Annotated in this window: 17 protein-coding genes; 4 read left to right on the top strand and 13 right to left on the bottom strand. The window is 64.5% G+C overall.

Going from position 1 to position 19,010, the window contains the following annotated elements; genetic code table 11:
• The first annotated feature begins 94 nt into the window (after positions 1-94).
• A complete protein-coding gene (locus AC3Z8Y_RS13580) occupies positions 95-1,129 on the top strand; it encodes a sensor domain-containing diguanylate cyclase (protein WP_490086234.1) in 1,035 nt (344 codons plus the stop codon).
• Positions 1,130-1,135: 6 nt separating this feature from the next.
• Here the strand turns inward: AC3Z8Y_RS13580 and AC3Z8Y_RS13575 are convergent, their stop codons facing one another.
• From AC3Z8Y_RS13575 to AC3Z8Y_RS13545, 7 genes are all read right to left on the bottom strand, one after another.
• Positions 1,136-2,728 (bottom strand): ABC transporter substrate-binding protein, encoded by a 1,593-nt coding sequence (locus AC3Z8Y_RS13575; protein WP_490086233.1) that lies wholly within the window; start codon positions 2,726-2,728, stop codon positions 1,136-1,138.
• 107 nt (positions 2,729-2,835) lie between these two features.
• Entirely contained in the window at positions 2,836-3,522 is a 687-nt protein-coding gene (locus AC3Z8Y_RS13570) for an SDR family NAD(P)-dependent oxidoreductase (RefSeq protein WP_490086232.1), read from the bottom strand.
• 117 nt (positions 3,523-3,639) lie between these two features.
• A complete protein-coding gene (locus AC3Z8Y_RS13565; RefSeq protein WP_490086231.1) occupies positions 3,640-4,578 on the bottom strand; it encodes an alpha/beta hydrolase in 939 nt (312 codons plus the stop codon).
• Between the two features lies 1 nt (position 4,579).
• Complete coding sequence (locus AC3Z8Y_RS13560; RefSeq protein WP_490086230.1) at positions 4,580-5,587, bottom strand: transketolase family protein; 1,008 nt, start codon at positions 5,585-5,587, stop codon at positions 4,580-4,582.
• Positions 5,584-6,426 carry a transketolase gene (locus AC3Z8Y_RS13555; RefSeq protein ID WP_490086229.1) on the bottom strand — a complete coding sequence of 281 codons (843 nt, stop codon included), beginning with the start codon at positions 6,424-6,426 and terminating at the stop codon, positions 5,584-5,586. Before AC3Z8Y_RS13555 ends, AC3Z8Y_RS13560 begins: the two co-directional genes overlap by 4 nt.
• A 16-nt stretch (positions 6,427-6,442) precedes the next feature.
• Positions 6,443-7,741, bottom strand: coding sequence for an MFS transporter (locus AC3Z8Y_RS13550; RefSeq protein ID WP_490086228.1), 1,299 nt, complete (start codon positions 7,739-7,741; stop codon positions 6,443-6,445).
• A gap of 74 nt (positions 7,742-7,815) precedes the next feature.
• Entirely contained in the window at positions 7,816-8,565 is a 750-nt protein-coding gene (locus tag AC3Z8Y_RS13545) for an SDR family NAD(P)-dependent oxidoreductase (protein ID WP_490086227.1), read from the bottom strand.
• Between the two features lie 196 nt (positions 8,566-8,761).
• Between AC3Z8Y_RS13545 and AC3Z8Y_RS13540 the strand changes: the two genes are divergently transcribed.
• On the top strand, positions 8,762-9,676 hold the full coding sequence (locus AC3Z8Y_RS13540; protein WP_490086226.1) for a LysR substrate-binding domain-containing protein: 915 nt from the start codon (positions 8,762-8,764) through the stop codon (positions 9,674-9,676).
• 64 nt (positions 9,677-9,740) lie between these two features.
• On the opposite strand, the gene AC3Z8Y_RS13535 is transcribed toward AC3Z8Y_RS13540, so the two are convergent.
• Complete coding sequence (locus AC3Z8Y_RS13535) at positions 9,741-11,000, bottom strand: aromatic amino acid transport family protein (protein ID WP_490086225.1); 1,260 nt, start codon at positions 10,998-11,000, stop codon at positions 9,741-9,743.
• Between the two features lie 211 nt (positions 11,001-11,211).
• Here AC3Z8Y_RS13535 and AC3Z8Y_RS13530 point away from each other — a divergent pair, with 211 nt between their 5' ends.
• Entirely contained in the window at positions 11,212-11,841 is a 630-nt protein-coding gene (locus tag AC3Z8Y_RS13530) for a LysE family translocator (protein WP_490086224.1), read from the top strand.
• Between the two features lie 105 nt (positions 11,842-11,946).
• Positions 11,947-13,329, top strand: a complete 1,383-nt coding sequence (locus AC3Z8Y_RS13525; protein ID WP_490086223.1) for an MFS transporter — start codon at positions 11,947-11,949, stop codon at positions 13,327-13,329.
• Here the strand turns inward: AC3Z8Y_RS13525 and AC3Z8Y_RS13520 are convergent.
• From AC3Z8Y_RS13520 to AC3Z8Y_RS13500, 5 genes are all read right to left on the bottom strand, one after another.
• Complete coding sequence (locus AC3Z8Y_RS13520; protein WP_490086222.1) at positions 13,299-14,267, bottom strand: 2-oxoglutarate and iron-dependent oxygenase domain-containing protein; 969 nt, start codon at positions 14,265-14,267, stop codon at positions 13,299-13,301. The two genes, AC3Z8Y_RS13525 and AC3Z8Y_RS13520, sit on opposite strands and share 31 nt — an antisense overlap.
• 63 nt (positions 14,268-14,330) lie before the next feature.
• Positions 14,331-15,362, bottom strand: coding sequence for a BMP family ABC transporter substrate-binding protein (locus AC3Z8Y_RS13515; protein ID WP_219854598.1), 1,032 nt, complete (start codon positions 15,360-15,362; stop codon positions 14,331-14,333).
• A 140-nt stretch (positions 15,363-15,502) separates the two neighbouring features.
• Positions 15,503-16,861 (bottom strand): 8-oxoguanine deaminase, encoded by a 1,359-nt coding sequence (locus tag AC3Z8Y_RS13510; RefSeq protein WP_490086221.1) that lies wholly within the window; start codon positions 16,859-16,861, stop codon positions 15,503-15,505.
• A gap of 113 nt (positions 16,862-16,974) precedes the next feature.
• Positions 16,975-17,901 (bottom strand): ABC transporter permease, encoded by a 927-nt coding sequence (locus AC3Z8Y_RS13505; protein WP_490086220.1) that lies wholly within the window; start codon positions 17,899-17,901, stop codon positions 16,975-16,977.
• Positions 17,901-19,004 (bottom strand): ABC transporter permease, encoded by a 1,104-nt coding sequence (locus tag AC3Z8Y_RS13500; RefSeq protein WP_490086219.1) that lies wholly within the window; start codon positions 19,002-19,004, stop codon positions 17,901-17,903. The genes AC3Z8Y_RS13505 and AC3Z8Y_RS13500 overlap by 1 nt, the downstream gene beginning before the upstream one ends.
• Between the last annotated feature and the right edge of the window lie 6 nt (positions 19,005-19,010).

The raw sequence follows: 19,010 nt of genomic DNA, 5'->3' as shown, positions 1-19,010 counted from the left end.
TCGTTTGCCGGCCGAGCGAAACGGGGCCGCCCCGCCGTGCGATCGGTACTTCGTTGTTCCATGCACAGGATGCGCGCCCAGCCGGACATTTCACATGCTCGTCGCTCCGTTGCACCCTCGGGAAGCCGAACGCCAGGATTCGCTGGACGATCTCCACGTGCTCGATACGCCCGCCGATCCCTACATGGACTCGCTGGTGCGCCTCACCCAGGACCTGTTCAAGGTGGAGCAGGTGCTGATCAGCCTGGTGGACAAGGACCGCCAGTGGTTCAAGGCCCGGGTCGGGCTGGAAGCCTGCAGCACGTCGAGAGACATCTCCTTCTGCGCCCATGCCATTCTCGAGCCTGCCAAAACACTGGTTGTGCCGGATGCCCGCGATGACGAGCGCTTTGCCGACAACCCGCTGGTCACCGGCGCGCCCAATATCCGCTTTTATGCGGGCCATCCCTTGATCGCGCGTTCCGGCCTGCCCGTAGGTACCCTATGCCTGCTCAGTTCCTCGTCCCGCACCTTGGCCCCTGACGAAGAGGCGCGGCTGCGTGACCTTGCGCAACTGGTGGAGGGTTATCTTCAGCTCAAGGGGTTGAGCGAGCACACTCGCCAGTTGCGCGCTGCGGTCACCCGTGAAAAGCGCCGGGCGTTGCTCGACCCGCTGACCCAGATCTGGAACCGTTCGGCACTGGCGCATTTTTACCCCGGGGAGCAGGACATCGCTCGCCATGGCAACGAACTGCTGGGCGTGCTGTACGTGGACCTGGACCATTTCAAGCAGGTCAACGACCAGCATGGGCATGCCATCGGGGACGAAGTGCTTATCGAAGCCGCCCGGCGTATCGCCGCCAGCCTGCGCCCTCATGACCTGCTGCTGCGGCTGGGTGGCGAGGAGTTCGCCGTGGTGTCGCGGGTGACCGCAGTAGAGCAGTTGCACACCATTGCCGAACGGGTGCGCTCGAACATCGCCGCCAAGCCTTTCACTACGCAGGCTGGCATGCTCGACGTGTACGCCAGCCTCGGCGCTGCCTGCGGTGCGCCGGATACGGCAGCCCAGGTGCTGCTGGCCAAGGCTGATGCGGCGCTGTACGAGGCCAAGCACAACGGCCGTAACCGTGTGTGCATGGCCATGGGGTAAGGCCCGTTACAGCAGGCTAACGCCGTAGAAGCCAGTGACCCCGAACGGGTTGATCTTGAAGCCCTGCACGCGAGTGCTCATAGGTTGCGACACCACCGAGTGGGCCATGGGGGAAACCGGCATCTCGCGACGGATGATCTGCTGGGCCTGGCCATACAGCTGGCTGCGCTCGTTGCGGTCGGTGAGCGTGCGAGCTTTCTGCAACAGCCCATCCACGTCCTTGTTGCACCAGCGGGCATAGTTGCTGCCGCCAATGGCGCTGCAGCCGTACAGCACGCCCAGCCAGTTGTCCGGGTCGCCGTTGTCGCCGGTCCAGCCGTAGGTCATCACGTCATGCTCGCCCGCCTTGGCGCGCTTGATGTACTCGCCCCATTCATAGCTCACGATGTTGGCCTTGATGCCCACCTTGGCCCAGTCCTGCTGGATCATCTGCGCCGACTGCCGCGCGTTGGGGTTCGACGCCCGCTGCACGGTCATGGCCCACAGGTTGATTTGCGTGCCGGGCTTTACCCCGGCCGCGGCCAGCAGTTGCCGGGCCTTGTCAGGGTTGTACGGTGCGCCCTTGATACTGCTGTCGTAGGACCATTGGGTGGGCGGCATCACGTTCTGCGCCACCTGGCCCGCGCCCTGGAACACGGTATCCACGATGGCCTGCTTGTTGATCGCCATGTCCAGCGCCTGGCGCACTTCGGGCTTATCCAGTGGCGGGTGCTGGGTGTTATAGGCCAGGAAACCCACGTTGAAGCCGGGCTGTTCCAGCACCTTGAGCTTGGGGTCTTTCTTGATTTCAGCGAGGTCGGCGGGCCGAGCGTAGCCACTCACCTGGCACTCGCCAGCCTTGAGTTTCTGCAACCGCGTTGCGGCATCCGGGGTGATGGCGAAAATCAGCTCATCCAGCTTCACGTCCTCGGGCTTCCAGTACGCGGTGTTGCCCTTGTAACGGATAACGGCGTCTTTCTGGTAGCGGCTGAACACGAACGGCCCGGTGCCCACCGGCTGCTGATTGAGTTGCTCGGGGTGGCCGGCCTTGAGCAACTGCGCGGCGTATTCGGCGGACTGGATAGACGCGAAACTCATGGCCAGGTCGGCGGCGAACGCGGCGTCGGTGTTCTTCAGCACGAACACCACCGTGTGGTCATCGACCTTCTTCACCTCGGCGATGTTCTGGTCCAGTTCCATGTCGGTGAAGTAGGGGAACTCGCTCGGGTAGGCCTTACGAAATGGCTGCTCCTTGTCGAGCATGCGCTGGAAGGTGAACAGCACGTCGTCGGCATTGAAGCCCCGGGTTGGGGTGAAGTACGCGGTGGTGTGGAACTTCACGCCCTGACGCAGATGGAAGGTGTAGGTCTTGCCATCGGCACTCACATCCCAACCCGTCGCCAGGCCCGGTTCCAGCTCCGTGCCGCCGCGCTTGAATTGCACCAGCCGGTTGAACACGGTTTCGGCCGCTGCATCGAATTCGGTGCCGGAGGTGTACTGCGCCGGGTCGAAGCCCGCCGGGCTCGCTTCGGAGCAATAGATCAGCGTAGACGCCTGTGCCAGAGGGGCCCCGGCCAGCACGCCGGCGGCCAGCAGGGAAAGGGCGAAAGTAAAACGCATGCGGGAAGGCTCCATCCAGTCAAGTGAGTGAGGCGGGGGCAGGTTAGCATTTTGGGCGGGGCGTGAGCCAAGCGCTGAGCCCCTCACCCTGCAATGACGCCAAGGAGCTACCACGGCAACCGTTCCCCGCTGTAGCTGAAAAACCCGCCGCTGTCGTTCGCGCCCAAACCCTCTAGTACCCGCAGCATGTCGGCGGCTGCTTCCCGGGGTGGGCGGGCCTGGGGGCGGAAGGGTTTGGACAGGTTTGAAGTGACCGTGCCCGGGTGCAACGCCACCAGGCGCTTGCCCGGCCAGCGGCGGGCGGTTTCGATGGCGGCGGTTTTGATCAGCATGTTCAGCGCCGCCTTGGATGCCCGATAGCTGTACCAGCCGCCCAGGCGGTTATCCCCGATGCTGCCGACCTTGGCCGAGAGCACGGCGAATACGCCGTCGGCCGTCAGCAAGGGTAAGAACTGCTGCAGCACCAGCGCCGGGCCGAACGTGTTGGCCTGGAACGTTGCGAGCAGTTGGTTGAGGTTGATGGCTTCGAGGGATTTTTCCGGCATGAAGCCGTCGCCATGGAGGATGCCGCTGGCAACTATGATGAGGTCGAACGGGCCCTCCAGGGTTAGCGCAGCTGCGGCTTCGCTGATGCTCTGCGGCGCGGTAAGGTCCAGGCCCGGTTCGGTGGTTCGGCCGAGGCGGATAACCTCTGCGTAGCGGCTGTCTTCCTCCAGCAACTGGGCAAAGGCGCCCCCGATGGCGCCGCTGGCGCCGATGACCAAAGCCTTGAGATTTGCGGCCGATGTGTTCATGCGTTGCCTCCCCGAAAGGCAGGCCTGTGCGCCTGATGCCAAGCCTACCGAGGCATCTGAACCACGCCGCCGAGGAAGGTGCCCAAATGGGCAAGCCAGCGTGGCCCGGGCCTGCTGCTACGAAAATGACCTTGCCGCGCCGTCGAGGAAGGTCCCCAACGCGGTGCGGGTATCGGCCACGCACTGGTCCGTGACCGGGCCGGGGTACTGATCGAACAGGTGGGGCACGCCAGCGTATAACCGCGCTTCAACGGGCACTCCGGCATGGCTTAGCCGCAACGCAAAATGCATCGCTTCATCCACGAACAAATCCAACGCGCCCACGGCAATGAACGTGGGCGGCAGGCCGGCCAGGCTTGGCGCCAGGGCGGGGGAAAATTCCCCCAGGCGGCTGTCGTTGAGCGGGTAATCCCCCCGCAGGCATTCCCAGCAGAAGTGGTTGGGTTCGGCGCTCCATCCATAGGCGCCGGCGTTACGGTTCAGCGGTTGGCCTGGCGCGCCGGTGCGGTGATCCAGCATGGGGTAGATCATCACTAGCCCGGCGAGTTGGCAGCACGGTTGCGATTGATGCCGCAGCGCCAATGCCGCCGCCAACCCGCCGCCTGCGCTATGGCCCATCAGCACCACCGCGTCCGTCCCTACCCCTAAGGTGTCGGCATGGGCGACCGCCCAGCGCAGCGCCGCTTCACAGTCGTTCAACGGGGCAGGGAAGGGATGCTCCGGCGCCAGCCGATAGTCCACCGCCGCGATCGCCACGCCCATGGCGCGGGCGAGTTCGTTGAGGTAGTTATCGGCCATTTCCGGGCAGCCCAGCACGAACCCACCGCCATGCAGGTACACCACCAACGGCGGTTTGACCACCTCCGGCTGCGGACGGTATAGCCGCAGCCGTGGCCCGTCGGGTACCCAGTGCTCTTCTCCCTGAGCGTGGGCGCGCGGCGTGAAACCTGCGTGCAGGCGCGCCCGTATCGCCTCCAGCGTCGCCAGGTTCCACGGCTCCGGCGGCTCGTCCAAGAACAACCGGTACGCCGGGTGGAGCAAGTGCGCCGTGCTCATATCACAGCCAGGCTTTGATGCGCGCGCACACGGCGGTGGTGGAAATGCCGTAACGGTCGTGCAGGGTCGGCAAGGCGCCGGCATCCAGGAAGGCGTCCGGCAGGGCGATCTGGCGGAAGGTCGGGGTCACGCCGTTACGCAGCAGCACGCCGGCCACCGCCTCGCCCAGGCCACCGATCTCCGAATGGTTTTCGGCGGTCACCACCAGCCGCCCTGGCTTGCGCGCTTCGGCCAGAATGCTCGCGGTGTCCAGGGGTTTGATCGTGGGCACATGCTGCACGGCCACGTCGATGCCGTCCGCTCGCAGCTGCTCGGCCGCTTCCAGCGCGCGCATGGTCATCAGCCCGGTGGAGATAATCAGCACGTCATTGCCGGTGCGCAGGGTTTTCGCCTTGCCGATCTCGAACTGGTAGCCGTATTCGTCCAGCACCAGCGGCACGTTGCCGCGCAGCAAGCGCATGTACACCGGGCCTTGGTGGGCAGCGATGGCAGGTACAGCCTGCTCGATTTCCAGCGCATCGCAAGGGTCGACGATCATCAGGTTGGGCATGGCGCGGAAGATGGCCAGGTCGTCGGTGGCCTGGTGGCTCGGGCCGTAGCCGGTAGTGAGCCCGGGCAGGCCGCAGACGATCTTCACGTTGAGGTTTTCTTCGGCGATGGCCATGCAGATGAAGTCATAGGCGCGCCGCGATGCGAACACCGCGTAGGTGGTGGCGAAGGGCACACAGCCTTCGCGCGCCATGCCGGCGGCGGCGCTCATCAACAACTGCTCGGCCATGCCCATCTGATAGAAGCGGTCAGGATGCGCCTTGGCGAAGATGTGCAGGTCGGTGTATTTGGACAGGTCCGCCGAGAGGCCGACGATGTCGCTGCGTTCGTCCGCCAGTGCGGCCAGCGCGTGGCCGAACGGCGCGGCGCGGGTGGCCTGGCCCTCTGCCGCAATGGAGGCGATCATCGCGCTGGTGGTGAGGCGTTTGCCGGTGGAAGCCGGGGCTTTGAAGGTGCTCATACGGTTTTCTCCTGGTCCAGCAGCGCCAGCGCCTGGTCCCATTCATGTTCGTCCACGCGAATGAAATGTGTTTTTTCCCGGGCCTCCAGGAAGGGCACGCCCTTGCCCATGCGGGTATCGCAGATGATTACTCGCGGCTGCCGGCCGCTGTGCAGGCGCGCGGCGTCGAAAGCGGCGACCAGTGCATCCAGGTCATTGCCATCCACCCGTTGGGTGAACCAACCGAAGGCCTGCCAACGGTCGACGATGGGCTCGAAGGCGAGGACTTCGCTGGAATGGCCGTCGGCCTGCTGATTGTTCACGTCCACGATCGCAATGAGGTTGTTCAGCCGCCAGTGAGACGCCGACATCGCCGCTTCCCAGGTGGAGCCCTCGTTCAGCTCGCCATCGGACAGCAGGTTGTACACGAAGCTGTCCGAACCTTTGCGTTTGAGCCCAAGGCACGCCCCCACTGCGATGCCCAGCCCGTGGCCCAGCGAGCCACCGGTGATCTCCATGCCCGGGGTGTAGGCGGCCATGCCTGACATCGGCAGGCGGCTGTCGTCGGCGCCGTAGGTTTCCAGCTCGTCCAGTGGAATGATTTCGGCCTCGATCAACGCTGCGTACAGTGCGATGGCGTAGTGCCCGATGGACAGGTAGAAGCGGTCACGGCCTTCCCACTCAGGGTCATGGGGCTGGTAGCGCATGGCGTGGAAGTACGCCACGGCCAGCAGGTCGGCGGCGCCCAGGGCCTGGCCAACGTAGCCCTGGCCTTGTACCTGGCCCATGCGCAGGGCGTGGCGGCGAATGTTGTGGGCGCGGGCCTGCAGGGTAGGCAGCATATTCGGTAAAGCGCTCATGGGAATCTCCAGTGGCTTAACGGTTGACCAGCGAGGCGGGTACGCGCAGCACCAGGCTGGCGCCGAAGCACAGCACGCCGGTGATCAGGTACATGCCGATCGCGCTGGAGCCGGTGCTGGTGGTGATCCAGCCGATCAGGTAGGGGGAGCAGAAGCCGGCCAGGTTGGCGAAGCTGTTGACCGCGGCGATGCCGGCGGCGGCGGACACGCCCCCCAGCAAGGTGGTAGGCAGCATCCAGAACATTGATGAAGCGGACAGCACGCCGGCAGCGGCCAGGCACAGGCTGAGGATCGACAGCACCACGTTGTTGCCCATTACCGCGGCCAAGGTGAGGCCCAGGGCGCCGGCCAGCATTGGCACGATCAGGTGCCAGCGCCGCTCGCGGTGTTTGTCGCCGCTGCGCCCGGCCAGCAGCATCGCGGCAATGGCGCACAGGTATGGCAGGCTGGTGAGCAGGCCGATGTGCAGCGGGTCGGACACCCCGGCATTACGTACCAGGGTAGGCAGCCAGAAGGTGATCGCGTACTGGCCCATCACCACGCAGAAGTAGATCCCTGCCAGCAACCACAAGCGGCGGTCGCGGATGAAGGCGGCGGGGGAGGCGTGAGTGACTTTTTTCTGCTCGTCCTCGGCCAGCTCCCGGCTGATCAGCGCCTTTTCTTCATCGTCCAGCCACGTGGCCTGATGCACGCCGTCCTTGAGATAGCTGAGCACCAGTATCCCCACCAGTACCGTGGGCACCGCTTCGAGCGCAAACATCCATTGCCAGCCGGCCCAGCCATGCAAGCCAGCGAAGTGGGTCATGATCCAGCCCGACAGCGGCCCGCCGATCATCCCCGACAGCGGAATGGCCACGAACCACAGCACGGTCATGCGCGCCCGGCGATAGGAGGGGAACCAATAGGTGAGGTACAGCAGCAGGCCGGGTGCGAGGCCCGCTTCGGCGACACCGAGGAAGAACCGCAGCGTGTAGAACTGCCAGGCGGTGTCGACGAAGGCAAACAACGCCGAAATGAGCCCCCAGCTGATCATGATGCGGGCAATCCAGCGGCGCGCACCCACCTTGTGCAGGATGATGTTGCTGGGCACTTCGCAGAAAAAGTAGCCGATGAAAAACATGCCAGCACCCAGGCCGTACACCGTTTCGCTCAGGGCCAGGTCGTTCATCATCTGCAGCTTGGCGAAGCCCACGTTTACCCGGTCCAGGTAGGCGCACAGGTAGCACAGCATCAGGAAGGGCATCAGCCGCCAGGCGGTTTTGCGGTACGCGGACGAGCGAACGCTCGTGGCCGCTTCGAGGGTGAGGGTGGTCATGGGTCTGATCTCTTGTTGTTATCGCTGGCCGGGTGAGGCGCCCGGCCCATCGCTGATACAGAACCGCGGCGACTTCAGTGAATCAACATGCCACCGTTCACGTCCAGGGTAATGCCGGTGAGGTAGGCCGAGAGGTCGCTGGCCAGGAACAGCGCGGCGTTGGCCACGTCGTCCGCCGCACCCAGGCGGCCCAGCGGGATGCCTTCGATGATGGCGTGGCGCCGTTCATCCTGCATCAGGCCGCCGGTGATGTCGGTGTGGATCAACCCCGGCGCGATCGAGTTGACGCGGATCTGGGCCGGGCCGAACTCCCGTGCCATCGCCTTGGCCAGCCCCAGCACGCCCGCCTTCGCCGCGCTGTAGTGGGGGCCACCGAAGATGCCGCCGCCGCGCTGGGCGGACACCGAAGACATGCACACGATGCTGCCGCCGCCTTGCGCGCGCATGGCAGGGATCACCGCCTGGGACATAAGCAGCGTGCCGCGCAGGCTCACGTCCAGCACCTTGTCGTAGTCGCTGCCGCGGATGTCCAGGGTTTTCAAGGGTTGGGTGATGCCAGCGTTATTGATCAGTACGTCGATGCACCCGAAGTGCTCGAGAACCTGGGCCACGGCACCTTGCGTAGCGGCTTCGTCGGCCACGTTGGCGCCCAGGCCAAGGTGCCCTTCGCCCAGGGAGGCAGCGGCGTCGCGGGCTGCGGCGGCGTCCAGGTCGAGAATGGCCACCCGCGCGCCGTGGCGGGCGAAGGCGATGGCGGTAGCGCGGCCGATGCCGCGAGCGGAGGCGGCGCCGGTGATGATTGCAACCTTGCCTTGGAGAAGCATGAGAGCACCCTCTGATTGTTGTTGTAGGGTCGATCCGTTCGAATCGATGGCCTCAGCTTCTGCTTGCCGCCCTAGGCCAGCAAGGCAGCCCCGTTCACTTGATGCTGAAAAAAATTCAGCACTCGCCAGTCATGCGAGCCAGTGCTTGAATGGAGAGGCGTTGCAACGCGCCACTTTCACCACAAGAACCACAATCATGCCCGTTACCGATATCAACCCTATGGCCTTGCCACCGCTGAAAGCCCTTCAGGCCTTCGAGCAGATTGCGCGCTTCGGCAACGTTGCCCGCGCGGCCGAAGTGCTCAACCTCACGCCCTCGGCCGTGAGCCATCAATTGGCGAACCTGGAAGCCTTGATCGGCCGCCCGTTGTTCCTGCGCACCGCCCGGGGCGTAACGCTCACGCCAGTAGGCGAGCAGTACCTGTTGGATGTGTCCGGGCTGCTGCACAGCCTGACCGTCGCCACCGAGCGGGCTACCAGCGACCAGAGCCTGGATTGCCTGCGCCTGCATTCCTCGCCCAGCTTCGGCCTGCTGTGGCTGATGCCCCGGCTGGAGGCCTTTCGCCTAAGCCACCCGGACATTCAGCTCAACCTGTCGTGTTCGTATGAATCACTGCACTTCAGCCGCGACAAGATCGACCTGGACATCCGCCATGGGCTGCCCAATTGGCCCAGTTTCGAAGTACGCACGGTGCCCCAGGAGCGGATCGCCGTGCTGGCGTCGCCCGGGTTGCTGGAAAAATGGCCAGTGCGGCGGATGGGCGACCTGCTGAACGCGCCGCTGATTCTCTCCGAAGCGACCTTGGTGAAATGGCCGCAGATGTTCGCCCAGCATGGCCTGGCCCGGCCGGAGCAGCCGTACTCGCTGAGCTTTGACCGCTCCTACATGACGCTCGAAGCCGCCAGCCATGGGCTGGGTTTTGCGCTGGAAAGCACCTTGCTCGCCCAGGCCTATCTGGCGCGCGGCAGCCTGGTGGAAGTAGGCGAGGGGCTAAGCGCCGCGATCACCGCCCACCACCTCGTATTCCCCCGCGCCCACGCCAACTTCCCGAGGGTACGGCGCTTTCTGGATTGGATGCAGGCCGAGCTGGGGCAGGGGTTTGTGTATTAGCCCCGGGAATATTCGTAGGCTTCGCCTTCTCCCACGGGTACCCCTTTCCTCTGGCCGAGAGGCCTCACACCAGCGAATACACCAACGCCGAAATGGACACCAGGCCGATCACCACCACGAACACGTTGGACCACTGGCCGGCGTATTGGCGCAGGGCGGGTACACGGCGCACGGCGTACATCGGCATCAGGAACAGGATGGCCGCGATCACCGGGCCGCCGAGGGTTTCGATCATGCCCAGGATGCTCGGGTTGAGGGTTGCCACCGCCCAGCACACCACCGCCATGGCTACCGCCACCATGCGATCCCGGCCCTTGCTGGCGCCGCGCCCACGCTTGGCCAGCAGCCCGTGCAGGCCTTCGCTGGCGCCGATGTAATGGCCGAGGAAGGATTTGGCGATCGCGACCACGGCAATGATCGGCGCGGCAAAGGCGATGGTCGGGTTGCTGAAGTGGTTGGCCAGGTACGAAAGGATGGAGAGGTTCTGCGCCTTGGCTTCCGCCAGTTGCTCGGGCGACAGCACCAGCACACAACTGAACACGAAGAACATCACCGTCACTACCATCAACCCGTGGGCACGTGCCAGTACCCGGCTGCAGCGCGGTTCGGCGGCATCTCCCCACGCGCGCTTGCGGTCCACGGCAAAGGCCGAAATGATCGGCGAGTGGTTGAACGAGAACACCATTACGGGAATGGCCAACCACAGGGTATGCACCAGAGAGGCCGCAGGCGGTACGTTGCCCGCGGTGGCCAGGATGCCACCGGTCCAATGGGGCACCAGGAACAGCCCCAGCAATACCAGCGCGGCAATGAACGGGTACACCAGCAGGCTCATCACCTTCACGATGGCCGCCTCGCCGCAGCGCACCACGATCATCAACCCCACAATCAGCAAGGCGGCCAGCACCGCGCGAGGGGGTGGCGTGACGTGCAGCTGGTGCTCAAGAAAGCTGCCCACGGTGTTGGTAAGGGCCACGCTGTAGATCAGCAGGATGGGAAAGATCGCGAAAAAATAGAGCAGCGTGATCAGCGTTCCGGCTTTCTTGCCGAAGTGCTCTTCCACCACGCCGGTGATGTCCGCGCCATCTTTGCCCGAGAGTACAAAACGGGTAAGCCCGCGGTGCGCGTAGTACGTCATCGGGAAGGCCAGCAGTGCCAGGATCAGCAGCGGCCAGAACCCGCCGACGCCGGCGTTGATAGGCAGAAACAGCGTACCGGCGCCGATGGCGGTGCCGAACAGGCCCAGCATCCAGGTGGTTTCGTCTCGGCCCCAGCGCGCCTGCGCGGCGGGGGTGGCTTGGGTGGCAGTGGCCTGCTGAGTCATTCGGGGTCTCCGTGAGCAAGGCTTCAAGCACGGCCGCAAACCGCTGAAAGAGCAGGGCGGCCCATAAAAAAAGCCGCGATTGTGTAACGTTTGGTTAATCTTGCAAAGCCTGAATGCGCCAGGCGGGCGTCAAGCGCCGTGGTTGCAGGCCTTGTGGGGAGCCTTTGCGAAGGCCTACTCTTGGCAACCCGACCCCTGCAAAGGCACCGACATGGACCTGTCTACCTGGGCGCTGTTCGTGCCCGCCTGCTTCGCCCTGAACCTGGCCCCAGGCCCCAATAACCTGTTGTCGGTACATAACGCGACCCACTATGGCTTTAGCCGTGCCTGCTGGGCGGGCGTCGGCCGGCTGGCAGCATTCGCTGCGATGATCGGGCTGGCCTCGGTGGGCCTGGCGGCAGTGATTCAGGCGTCCGCCACGCTGTTCATGCTGGTGAAAATGGTGGGCGCGGCGTATCTGCTTTACCTCGCCTGGCAACTTTGGAACAGCGGGGCCGGGGTCGAGACCGGAGGCGCCACCGTAGGCACTCCTACCGCCTGGCAAATGGCACGGCAGGAGTTTCTGGTCGCGGCAGGCAACCCAAAAGCCATACTAATTTTTACCGCCTTCCTGCCTCAGTTCGTAAGTGCAGGGCAACCCTTCGCGGCGCAGTTCGTGCAGCTGGGCGCAGCGTTCCTTTTCTTGGAATGGGTAGCCATCGCGCTCTATGCCTGTGCTGGGGTCCACCTGCGCCAATTGCTGAAGCGGCCTTCGGCCCAAGCGATATTCAGCCGCTGTTGCGCCTCGCTGCTGGCATTGGCGGGTGCGATGTTGCTGCTGAGCCGTAAAGCCCCGGCCTGACGACTGGCGCCGCGAGGAACTGGCGAAGGCAGTAATTAGTATTACTATATGGTCATTCCGGGCCGTACCCGGTACGTCGGCACCCACAATAACAAGAGGTGTTCCATGGCCATACCTGCTGCCGCGCCCCACGCGGTTGACGCCCGTTCACTTGAAGATGCGCTGTATCGCAAGGTGAACTGGCGCATCGTCCCGCTCTTTATTCTCTGTTTCCTCTTCGCCTACCTGGACCGTGTGAACATCAGCTTCGCCAAGCTGGAAATGCAAAGCGACCTGGGCTTCAGTGACACCGTGTACGGCTTGGGCGCCAGTTTGTTCTTTGTGGGTTACTTTCTGTTCGAGGTGCCGAGCAACGTGCTGCTGCACAAGATCGGCGCAAGGGTGTGGATTGCCCGCATCATGGTGACCTGGGGCATCACCTCGGCCTGCATGATGTTTGTGCAGAGCGAGTTCTGGTTCTACACCTTGCGGTTTCTCATCGGCGTGATGGAGGCCGGCTTCGTGCCCGGCGTGCTGTATTACTTCACCCAGTGGTACCCCAGCAGCCGCCGTGGGCGGGTGAATGGTTATTTCAAAAGCTCGATCTGCCTGTGCGGCATCGTTGGTGGGCCGTTGGCGGGGTTGATCCTGGGCCACATGGACGGCGCCATGGGCATGGCAGGTTGGAAATGGCTGTTCCTGCTAGAGGGCGTGCCCTCGATATTGCTCGGTGGCGTGGTGTTCTGGCTGCTGAGCGACCGTATCGAAGATGCGCCCTGGCTCACTGCGCAAGAAAAGCGCCTGCTGGCCCAGCGCATGGCCGAAGACGTGAAGCCGGCCGGCAAACCCTCCATGGCCAGCCTGCTGCGCTTGCCCACTACCTATGTAATGAGCGCGATCTACCTCTGCCTGGTAATGGCCCTCACCGGGTTGTTGTTCTGGATGCCCCAGCTGATCCGCAGCGCTGGCGTGACCGACACCTTGCATATCGGCTGGCTGACCATGGTGCCGTACCTGGTGGCGGTGGTGGTGAACCTGCTGATGGGTTACAGCTCGGACCGTAGCGGCGAGCGGCGCTGGCACATGGCGACCTGCGCCTTGCTGTGCGCCGGTGGCTACCTGTTGTGCGCAGTCACTGCGGGGCAGCTGCTGCCGCTGATGGTGGGGCTGAGCTTGATCATGGCCGGCATCATCGCCTGGATGCCCATCTTCTGGACAATACCGCCGCGCTTCCTCAGCGGTGTGGCGGCGGCGGCGGGTATCGCCCTGATCAATTCCCTGGGCCAGCTGGGCGGGATCATCGCGCCATTCATGATCGGCCGCATTCGTGACCTCACCGGCGCGGCAACCCCGGCGCTGTACCTGCTCAGTGTTATCAGCCTGGTGGCTGTGGCATTGATTCTGTGGGGCGTGCCCAAGGTGTACTACAGCGCCGAGCCCCAGGCTGAGGCGGAACCCGACACTGCAGCCTCGCTGCCTCAAGGTGTGGTTTCGATCTCGCGCCGGTAAGCGTAGGTGTCGGCGAAGCGCGACAGCAGGAACTCGGCGCAGGTCGTGGCCGGGTAGCGCGGCGGGTTGCTTGCGCTCTGGCAGCCGGGCAGGCACTCGATGGCGGTATCAGGGTGCGGCTCGGCGAAGAACGGCATGGCGTAGCGGTCTACGCCCAGCGGGCTGATCACCCGGTGGGGCGTGGACAGGTATAGCGCGTTGCTCCAGCGCGCCATCATGTCGCCCAGGTTCACCACGAACGTGCCCTCGATCGGGGGCGCGTCGATCCATTGACCATTCACGTTGCGCACTTGCAGGCCGCCGGCGTTGTCCTGATAAAGCAGGGTGATGCAGCCGTAGTCGGTATGGGCGCCGGCCCCTTGCTGCTCGGCCGAGGTGGCGGTATGGCGCGGCGGATAGTGGATCATCCGGAACACGCTCACCGGCTGGGTGAAGCGCTGGTCGAAGAAGTCCTCGGGCACGCCCAGTGCTGGCGTCATCGCCCGCAGCAGCGTTTGAGCCAATGCCTGCATATCAAGGTAATGCGCCTCCATCAACGCTTCCCAGCCCGGCAAAGCGGGGTGGCGGTTCGGCCCACGCAAGGGTTTCTCGGCCAGCACCTCGGGATGATCGGCCGGCAAGTGCAGGCCCATGTCGAAGGTTTCCTTCAAGTCGCTGGGCAAGGCAGGGTCCAGCTGCTCGGTGGCGATGGCGCCGTAGCCGCGATGGTGGCGGGTATGGGTGATGTCGATGCGCAGCTTGTCTTCCAGCGGCAGGGCGAAGAACGTCTTCGCGGCCTTCGTCAGCGCTTCGATGCGGTCGGCACCGATGGGGTGGCCCTTGATGTAGAAGAAGCCCCACTCGCGGCAGGCGCGGTCGATGGCGGCCGATACCTGGGCAGTGGTGTGCGGATCGTTCTGGTACAGCGGGGCGATGTCGATGATCGGAAGGGTGTTCATGCGGGTTGTCCTGAAAGCACCAATGGGCGGCCGCCCTGGTTGCGGGCGGCCGCGCGGGCAGCGTTATTTCGGCAGTTGCGCGGTCAGGCCTTCAACGTAGTAGTTCATCGAGGCAAGGTCAGCAATGCTGGCGCTGCTGCCCGCCGGGATCTTCTCTGCCCCGGCCTGGTCCTTGATCGGCCCGGTGAACGGCTTGAACTCACCACTCTTGATGCTGGCAATCAGCTGCTCGGCCTCGGTTTTCACGTCGGCGGGCACCACGTCGCTGATCGGCAGCTCCACGGTACCGTCGGCCAGGCCACCCCAGAAGTCCTGGGACTTCCAGGTGCCGTCAATCACCGCCTGAGTCGTCTGGATATAGTGCGGCGCCCAGTTGTTGACGATGGAGGTCAGTACGGCCTTTGGCCCGAAGTGGGCCATGTCCGAGGCATAACCCACCGCGTACACGCCACGGCGTTCGGCGGTCTGGATAGGGGCGGGGCTGTCGGTGTGCTGGAAGATCACGTCCGCGCCCTGGTCGATCAGCGCGTTGGCCGCGTCGGATTCCTTGCCCGGATCGAACCAGGAGTTCACCCACACCACTTTCAGTTCGGTCCCGGGGTTGTACTTGTTCAGGGCCAGCTGAATGGCGTTGATGTCGCGGATCACCTCGGGGATCGGGAACGAGGCCACATAGCCGATCTTCTTGGTTTTGGTCATCTTCGCCGCCAGGAAGCCGCCCACGTAGCGGCCCTCGTAGGTGCGGGCCAGGTACGTGCCCAGGTTCTTGTCCTGCTTGTAGCCGGTGGCGTGCTCGAAGATCACCTTGGGGAATTGCTTGGCCACTTTCACGGTGGGGTTCATGTAGCCGAACGAGGTGGTGAACACCAGGTCGTACTTGTCCTTGGCCATGTCACGGATTACCCGCTCGGCGTCGGCCCCTTCGGCCACGTTTTCCACGAAATTGGTGGTGATCTTGTCCCCCATCTGCGCTTGCAGCGCCTTGCGCCCCTGTTCGTGCTGGTAGGTCCAGCCATGGTCCCCGATGGGCCCCACGTACACAAAGCCCACCTTCAACGGCGCCGCGCTGGCGGCCAGGGTCAGCGTGGCGGCCATGGCAGCGGCCACGGCGGTGAACAACTTCTTCAAAGGGCGTTTTTGCACAATTACAAGCTCCGTCTCGGGTGGTTTTGTTATCAGGTGTCAGCTGCCAGGGAGAATGCAAAAAGCTGACCAAGGGGACAGGAGAGTGCGTATCAGGCGCCGTTGACCAGCACCTGTGCCGCCTGGCGGTGGTCGGCCATCAGGCCTGATACGTCCAGGCCTTCGATCTGGCCCCCGATAACCCGCCACTGGCCGGCCACCATTACCCGGTCGGCACGGTCGGCGCCGCACAGCAGCAGCGCAGCGACCGGATCATGGCTGCCGGAAAAGCGCAGGTCGTCGAGCTTGAACAGCGCAAGGTCCGCCTGCTTGCCCGGCGCCAGTTCGCCGATGTCCGTGCGCCCTAACAGTGCTGCCGAGCCCCGGGTGGCCCAACCCAGTGCCAGCTCGGGGGTGATGCGTTCGGCGCCATAGCGCAGGCGTTGCAGGTACAGCGCCTGCCGGGCTTCGAGCATCAGGTTGGAGCCGTCGTTGGAGGCCGAGCCGTCCACACCCAGGCCGATGGTAGCCCCGGCCGCCATCAGCTCCAGCGTTGGGCAAATGCCTGAAGCCAGGCGCATGTTGGACGTAGGGCAATGGCAAATACCCACGCCGGCAGCACCCAGACGGGTGATTTCCTCGGGGTTGAAATGAATGCCGTGCGCCAGCCAGGTGCGCGGGCCCAGCCAGCCCACGCTGTCGAGATAATCCACGGTGCGCAGGCCGAAGCGCTGCACGCAGAAGGCTTCTTCGTCCAAAGTTTCGGCCAGGTGCGTATGCAACCGCACGTCCAGGCGCTGCGCCATGTCTGCGCTGGCCCGCATGATTTCCGGGGTGACCGAAAACGGCGAGCAAGGCGCCAGAGCAATCTGCACCTGGGCGCCATCGCCGCGCTCATGGTAGCGCTCGATCAGCCGCTGGCTGTCCGCCAAAATCGCCTCGCCCTGCTGCACCGTCTGCTGCGGCGGCAGCCCGCCGTCCGCCTGGCCCAGGCTCATCGAACCGCGGGTGAGCATGGCGCGCATTCCAAGCTCGCGCACCGCCTCGACCTGCACGTCAATCGCTTCTTCAAGGCCATCGGGGAACAGGTAGTGGTGGTCGGCTGCGGTGGTGCAGCCCGACAACAATAGCTCGGCCAGCGCTACTTTGCTCGCCAGTGCCAGCTGCGCCGGGGTCAGCCGCGCCCATACGGGGTAGAGGGTTTGCAGCCAGGGGAACAATGGCTGATTCACCACCGGCCCCCACGCGCGGGTAAGGGTTTGATAGAAGTGGTGGTGGGTGTTGATCAGCCCCGGCAGTAGCACATGCTCGCGAGCGTCGAACATCTGATCACAGGGCAGGGCAGGGTGTTCACCTGGGGCGAGCAACTGTTCGATCACGCCGTTGGCGATCACCAGGCCGCCTTCGGCGCTCAGGTTGTTGCCGGTAAACACGGCGAGGGGGTTTTTCAACCAGGTACGGATGGCAGGCATGGTGGCCGGCTCCTCTGAAGTGAATGTGAGGGAAGCCAGCTCAGTGTTGCCCTGTCTGCTGATCCAGGGGCGCCTGCCGGTGAGGGCAGGCGCAGGGGGCGTACTCTACGGGTTCAGTGCCCGGGTTGCCAAGGCTGCCCTAGCGAAACCGGCGCATACAGGCGTGTGCGAAGGCCATCGCGGGACAACAACACCAGCACCACGATGGTCGCCACATACGGCAGCATCGCCAGCAGGTTGGAAGGGATGTTCAGCCCCACGCCCTGGGCCACCAGGTGAAGGATGCTGGCGAGGCCGAACAGGTAGGCACCCAGCAGCAGGCGGCCCACTCGCCAGCTGGCGAATACCACCAGGGCCAGGGCGATCCAGCCGCGGCCGGCGCTCATGTTTTCGGCCCACATGGGGGTGTAGGCCAGCGATAGATAGCTGCCAGCCAGCCCGGCCATGGCGCCGCCGAACAGCACCGCCAGGGTGCGCACGCGCAGCACCGGCAGGCCCATGGCGCTAGCGGCATCGGGGTTCTCGCCCACGGCCTGGATGATCAGGCCGAGGCGGCTTTTAAGCAGCACCCAGGCCACCAGCGCGAACAGCGCGAAGGACAGGTACACCAGCAGGTCCTGGCCGAACAGCATGCGGCCCACCACGGGCAGTTCACTGAGCCAGGGCAGGGCGATGGGTTCGAACCCACTGAGCGGCTTACCCACCCAGGCCGCACCTACGAAGGTGGACAGCCCTACGCCGAAGATGGTCAGCGCCAGCCCGGTGGCCACCTGGTTGGCATTGAACGCCAAGGCCACCAAGGCAAACAGCGACGACAGCAACACCCCCGCCAGCATCGCCATCATCACCCCCAGCCACAGGTTGCCGGTGCTGTAGGCAGCAATGAACCCCACCACGGCGCCGAACAGCATCATGCCCTCTTGGCCCAGGTTGAGCACGCCGGTTTTCTCGCACACCAGTTCGCCCAGCGCCACCAGCAACAGCGGCGTACCGGTGCGCACCATGGCGTAAAACACATTGCTCAGCAGGTCGATGTCCATCAGGCGGCTCCAGCGGTAACGACAGCCGCGCGGCGGCGGGCCCAGCTCAGGTTCAGGCGGGGGCGATAGAGGATGAGTACGTCGCTTGCCAGCAGGAAGAACAGCATCATTCCCTGGAACAGCTGGGTGATCGCCTGCGGCAGGTTGAGGCTCATTTGCGCGCTCTCGCCGCCCAGGTACAGCAGCGCCATGAGCGCGCTGGCAAACACGATGCCCACGGGGTGCAACCGTCCCAGGAAGGCGACGGTAATGGCGGCGTAACCATAGCCGGGGCTCACTTGCGGGACCAACTGGCCAATAGGGCCGGTGACCTCGCACACGCCAGCCAGGCCCGCGAGCCCGCCGCTGAGCAGCAGCACCAGCCACACCAGGCGCTTTTCCCTGAAACCCACCGAGGCGGCGGCACGGCCGTCCAGGCCCAGCACCTTGATCTGGAAACCCAGAAAGCTGCGTTGCAGCAACACCCACACGGCCACCAACGCGAGCAGGGCGAAGTACGCGCCGGCATGGGCGCGGCCGTCCTCGAACAGCACCGGCAGGCGGGTGGCGTCGGAGAACATGGCCGATTCCGGGAAGTTGAACCCGGCCGGGTCCTTCAGCGGGCCGTGCACGCCATACAGCAACAGGTTGAGCGCCACGTAGTTGAGCATGATGCTAGTGAGGATCTCGTTGGCGTTGAACCGCGTGCGCAACCAGGCGGTGAGGCCGGCCCAAAGGGCGCCGCCGAGCATGCCTGTTGCCAGTACCAGCACCAATGCCCAGCGGCTTTGTACCTCAAGGATGTGCACGGCCACGGCGCTGCCGGCCAAGGCGCCGATCAGCAACTGGCCCTCGGCGCCGATGTTCCAGATCCGTGCCTGGTACGCCACCGCCAGGCCCAATGCGCACAGCATGATGGGCGTGGCCTTGACCAGCAGTTCAGACACTCCGTACAGGTCACTGACGGGGTCGATCAACAAGGTATGCAGGGTGATCAAAGGGTCTTGCCCAAGGGCCATGAACAGCAACGAGCCGCAGGCGAGGGTAAGCACTGCGGCCAGCACGGGCGACAGCCACAGCATGGCGCGGGACTGTTGGCCGCGGGGTTCGAGGGAAAGCAGCATGACAGG

The sequence above is a fragment of the Pseudomonas sp. 3MAES_34.3B genome, from assembly GCF_058145875.1.
Note: the sequence above shows the minus strand (reverse complement) of the source record. Positions and strands in the feature narration are given on the sequence as shown.

Excerpts from the sequence above, each read along its gene's own strand:
- AC3Z8Y_RS13570 (WP_490086232.1), bottom strand. The coding sequence starts at position 3,522 with ATGAACACATCGGCCGCAAATCTCAAGGCTTTGGTCATCGGCGCCAGC.
- AC3Z8Y_RS13540 (WP_490086226.1), top strand. The coding sequence starts at position 8,762 with ATGCCCGTTACCGATATCAACCCTATGGCCTTGCCACCGCTGAAAGCC.
- AC3Z8Y_RS13545 (WP_490086227.1), bottom strand. The coding sequence starts at position 8,565 with ATGCTTCTCCAAGGCAAGGTTGCAATCATCACCGGCGCCGCCTCCGCT.
- AC3Z8Y_RS13580 (WP_490086234.1), top strand. The coding sequence starts at position 95 with ATGCTCGTCGCTCCGTTGCACCCTCGGGAAGCCGAACGCCAGGATTCG.
- AC3Z8Y_RS13515 (WP_219854598.1), bottom strand. The coding sequence starts at position 15,362 with ATGGCCGCCACGCTGACCCTGGCCGCCAGCGCGGCGCCGTTGAAGGTG.
- AC3Z8Y_RS13500 (WP_490086219.1), bottom strand. The coding sequence starts at position 19,004 with ATGCTGCTTTCCCTCGAACCCCGCGGCCAACAGTCCCGCGCCATGCTG.
- AC3Z8Y_RS13505 (WP_490086220.1), bottom strand. The coding sequence starts at position 17,901 with ATGGACATCGACCTGCTGAGCAATGTGTTTTACGCCATGGTGCGCACC.
- AC3Z8Y_RS13510 (WP_490086221.1), bottom strand. The coding sequence starts at position 16,861 with ATGCCTGCCATCCGTACCTGGTTGAAAAACCCCCTCGCCGTGTTTACC.
- AC3Z8Y_RS13525 (WP_490086223.1), top strand. The coding sequence starts at position 11,947 with ATGGCCATACCTGCTGCCGCGCCCCACGCGGTTGACGCCCGTTCACTT.
- AC3Z8Y_RS13575 (WP_490086233.1), bottom strand. The coding sequence starts at position 2,728 with ATGCGTTTTACTTTCGCCCTTTCCCTGCTGGCCGCCGGCGTGCTGGCC.
- AC3Z8Y_RS13560 (WP_490086230.1), bottom strand. The coding sequence starts at position 5,587 with ATGAGCACCTTCAAAGCCCCGGCTTCCACCGGCAAACGCCTCACCACC.
- AC3Z8Y_RS13550 (WP_490086228.1), bottom strand. The coding sequence starts at position 7,741 with ATGACCACCCTCACCCTCGAAGCGGCCACGAGCGTTCGCTCGTCCGCG.
- AC3Z8Y_RS13535 (WP_490086225.1), bottom strand. The coding sequence starts at position 11,000 with ATGACTCAGCAGGCCACTGCCACCCAAGCCACCCCCGCCGCGCAGGCG.
- AC3Z8Y_RS13555 (WP_490086229.1), bottom strand. The coding sequence starts at position 6,426 with ATGAGCGCTTTACCGAATATGCTGCCTACCCTGCAGGCCCGCGCCCAC.
- AC3Z8Y_RS13565 (WP_490086231.1), bottom strand. The coding sequence starts at position 4,578 with ATGAGCACGGCGCACTTGCTCCACCCGGCGTACCGGTTGTTCTTGGAC.
- AC3Z8Y_RS13520 (WP_490086222.1), bottom strand. The coding sequence starts at position 14,267 with ATGAACACCCTTCCGATCATCGACATCGCCCCGCTGTACCAGAACGAT.
- AC3Z8Y_RS13530 (WP_490086224.1), top strand. The coding sequence starts at position 11,212 with ATGGACCTGTCTACCTGGGCGCTGTTCGTGCCCGCCTGCTTCGCCCTG.